Genomic DNA, 3,009 nt, shown 5'->3' with positions numbered 1-3,009 from the left:
ATATGGATCGTTTCTGAAGCTTTTTACAAAATCATTCCATTGATATGTTTTCTCCTCTGCATTCTTTGTATATTTCTCTTTATCGTCATCTAGACAGGCAATTAAATCTAAGACTGTGGCTGATGTATCAGCATTTTTTTCGACTTCTCTCATCATCACAGCCATCGGTTTACGAAACGAAAACTTTTCGACACCAAAATAATTGCAAAAAAAGAGCCTAGCTTCATTATTAAGTGAAAAACCCGAATTTAATAGCTTTGTGGTCAACGTAATCTGACTTGCCTTTAAATTTAATCTAGTATTTCTACGTATTTTCCTAACACTTTTTATCTTGCTAACTGGTACTCCATCTAGATATTGAACAATGTATTTTGTTAATTCAGCTTTTGTTCCGTAATTCGGTAGTTTATATACTCTGCAAATCTGTTCCAATTCTTCTTTATACCAATAATATTTATTAAAAGTTGCACTATTCATTTTTCTATTAAAAACCGGTCTGTTCATGTGATACAATTCCTCCTTCTTGAGGATATATTTGTAATTTATGTTTGAAAAATAAGCAAACATTTTTGCAATGACTGTCACATGGGCATAATAGCACAAATGTTTTTTTAATATTAGTTATATTAGTAGTTATGCCAAATTAATCCCTAAAGTTGGAATTGCATAATTAGGCAGATATTATTGCTCAATTCTAAAAGAGTATTGTATCAGTCTTGGGGGTTATTTTCCATTTCCCATAAGTCACATTGTTGAACCACGGGCAAATCTTTAATTTGAGATTCATTATGAAAATTGTATTTTCTTCCCATCATAATTAAAGCATGATGTCCCTTAATCCAAAATTGTTGTGGTAACGCGGTGGTAATCCGATGTTCAATTTGTTGTACATTGGCTTTTGGCTCCACAAAATGCAATCTTTTGGCAATTGTACTTACATGGGTATCGACAGCAAAGGCAGGAATGCCAAAACAATCAGCCAAAACGACATTGGCAGTTTTCGTACCAACGCCAGGTAGAGTGACTAATTGGGTTTTAACTGCTGGAACGACTCCGGCAAAATTTTCATTTAATTTTTGTGCACACGCTTGTAAATAACGGGCTTTATTATGATAAAGGCCGATAGATTTAATTAAGGGCTCAATGTCTGAAATACTTGCCTGTGCCATTGCCTGTGCTGTTGGATATTTTTTAAATAATTGGGGAGTTACAAGATTAACTGCCTTGTCGGTGGTTTGTGCACTTAGGATAACAGCAATTAAATATTGAAAATTACTTTCAGCCTGTAAGCTCGGGCCTGCCTGCGGAAATTCTGCAATAATTAATTGAAAAGCCTGTTTAATTTGTTGATTATTCAGCATTTTAATGTTCTCCATAACGCGCCTTATTTTTTTGTAATTGTGCTGGTGTGGTAATATGCTGTTTTTCCCAATTAATGAGAATACGATCCATATATTTTAAAGAATAAACTTGGTTAAGCACTGCTTCTTTTAAAGCTAAGCTAATGATTTCGGGGCTATAGTTATCAACGCTGAGCCATTCTTGAATGGTCTGACGCTCTATTGGCGAAAGTGGTCTACCAAATTCTACTTCAATTTTTTTAAATAAAGTTTGCACATCATTCATTTTAGGAAATTGAGGTGTAGCTGCTTGCAATTCTTGTAAAGTTTTGTAGACAGGAGAGAGATCATAACAGTCTTGATACTTTTGGGTTTTAGTAGTTTGGGATTCAATTTTAATAATATTTTTATCAATCAGATTTTGAATTAATTGATAAATTTTAGCCGTCGCAAAGCCAGTATTTTGTGATAATTGCTGAGTAGATGGGAATTGAATTCCTCGCTCCTGGAACATTTTTAAATTCATGAATAAAACAAATTCTTCACTGGTGAACTTGAGTTCTTGAAAATGCTCAATAATCAAGTTATTAATACTGGTTGTTCCTGCGTTTAATATTTTTGAATAATTAATCATAGTTGCCTCCTTATAATTACTTAACGGCTTCGATTCAGCTAGTAATAATACTTGATAATCAATATCATCACTAATGAAAAAGGCCTTGGATAAGACTATTATCCTGGGCCTTTATATTTAAATAAACACATCTTAAATTAAATATTATGGACGAAGACGATTGATCATACGTGGGAAAGGAATAGTTTCTCTTAAATGATCTAAATGGCAAATCCAAGTTAAAGCCCGTTCTAAGCCCAAACCAAAACCAGCATGCGGTACTGAACCATACTTGCGTAAATCTAAATACCAATCATAAGCCTTCAAATCTAAGCCTTTTTTAATCATTTCGGTTTTTAATTTGTCATAATCAGCTTCCCTCTCTGAACCGCCGATAATTTCACCATAGCCTTCAGGAGCTAACATATCTGCACAAATATAAAGGTCATCGCGAGTCGGGTGTGATTTCATATAAAAAGGCTTTATTGTCTTGGGATAATTCAAGACGAACACTGGCTGTTCAAATTGATCTGAGATATATGTTTCTTCGGGAGCACCAAAGTCATCCCCCCAATTAATCTCAATGCCACCCTTTTGGCACAGTTTAATGGCTTCATCGTAAGAAATCCGTGGATATGGAGTTTTAGTATAGCGCTCTAAGATTTTAGGATCACGCTCTAATAACTTTAATTCATATTGACAATTATCTAAAACTGCTTGCACCAAAAAGGCAATGTAACGTTCTTGAATCTGTAGACTTTCTTCCTGGTGCATAAAAGCCATTTCAGGTTCAATCATCCAAAATTCGGTTAAATGCCGGCGGGTTTTAGATTTCTCTGCTCGAAAAGTAGGACCAAAAGAATAGACTTTATCAAAAGCCATCGCTCCTACTTCTTCGTAAAGCTGACCGCTTTGGGAAAGATAAGCTTGCGTATCAAAGTAATCCGTAGCAAATAATTCAGTCGTACCTTCTGGAGCTGTCCCCGTCAAAATAGGGGCATCAAATTTTATAAAGCCTTCTTGATGAAAGAAATTATAAGTAGCCCGAATTAATTC

4 protein-coding genes are annotated in these 3,009 nt (G+C 34.7%); all 4 read right to left on the bottom strand.

The window, feature by feature from the left end:
• The coding region (locus EQ827_RS08285) for an SAP domain-containing protein (RefSeq protein ID WP_181190517.1) at positions 1-504 on the bottom strand (504 nt) is incomplete at its 3' end.
• A gap of 206 nt (positions 505-710) precedes the next feature.
• Positions 711-1,361, bottom strand: a complete 651-nt coding sequence (locus EQ827_RS08280; protein WP_181190516.1) for an endonuclease III domain-containing protein — start codon at positions 1,359-1,361, stop codon at positions 711-713.
• Position 1,362: 1 nt separating this feature from the next.
• The gene (locus EQ827_RS08275) at positions 1,363-1,974 is read right to left on the bottom strand and encodes a DnaD domain-containing protein (protein ID WP_181190515.1); all 612 of its coding nucleotides are present in this window, start codon (positions 1,972-1,974) and stop codon (positions 1,363-1,365) included.
• A gap of 144 nt (positions 1,975-2,118) precedes the next feature.
• The coding region (gene asnS, locus EQ827_RS08270; protein WP_181190514.1) for an asparagine--tRNA ligase at positions 2,119-3,009 on the bottom strand (891 nt) is incomplete at its 5' end.

It is taken from the genome of Bombilactobacillus bombi (assembly GCF_013607485.1).
Taxonomy (GTDB): Bacteria; Bacillota; Bacilli; order Lactobacillales; family Lactobacillaceae; genus Bombilactobacillus; species Bombilactobacillus bombi_A.
The sequence above is the reverse complement of the archived record's forward strand: the minus strand, read 5'-3'. Positions and strand labels throughout refer to the sequence as shown.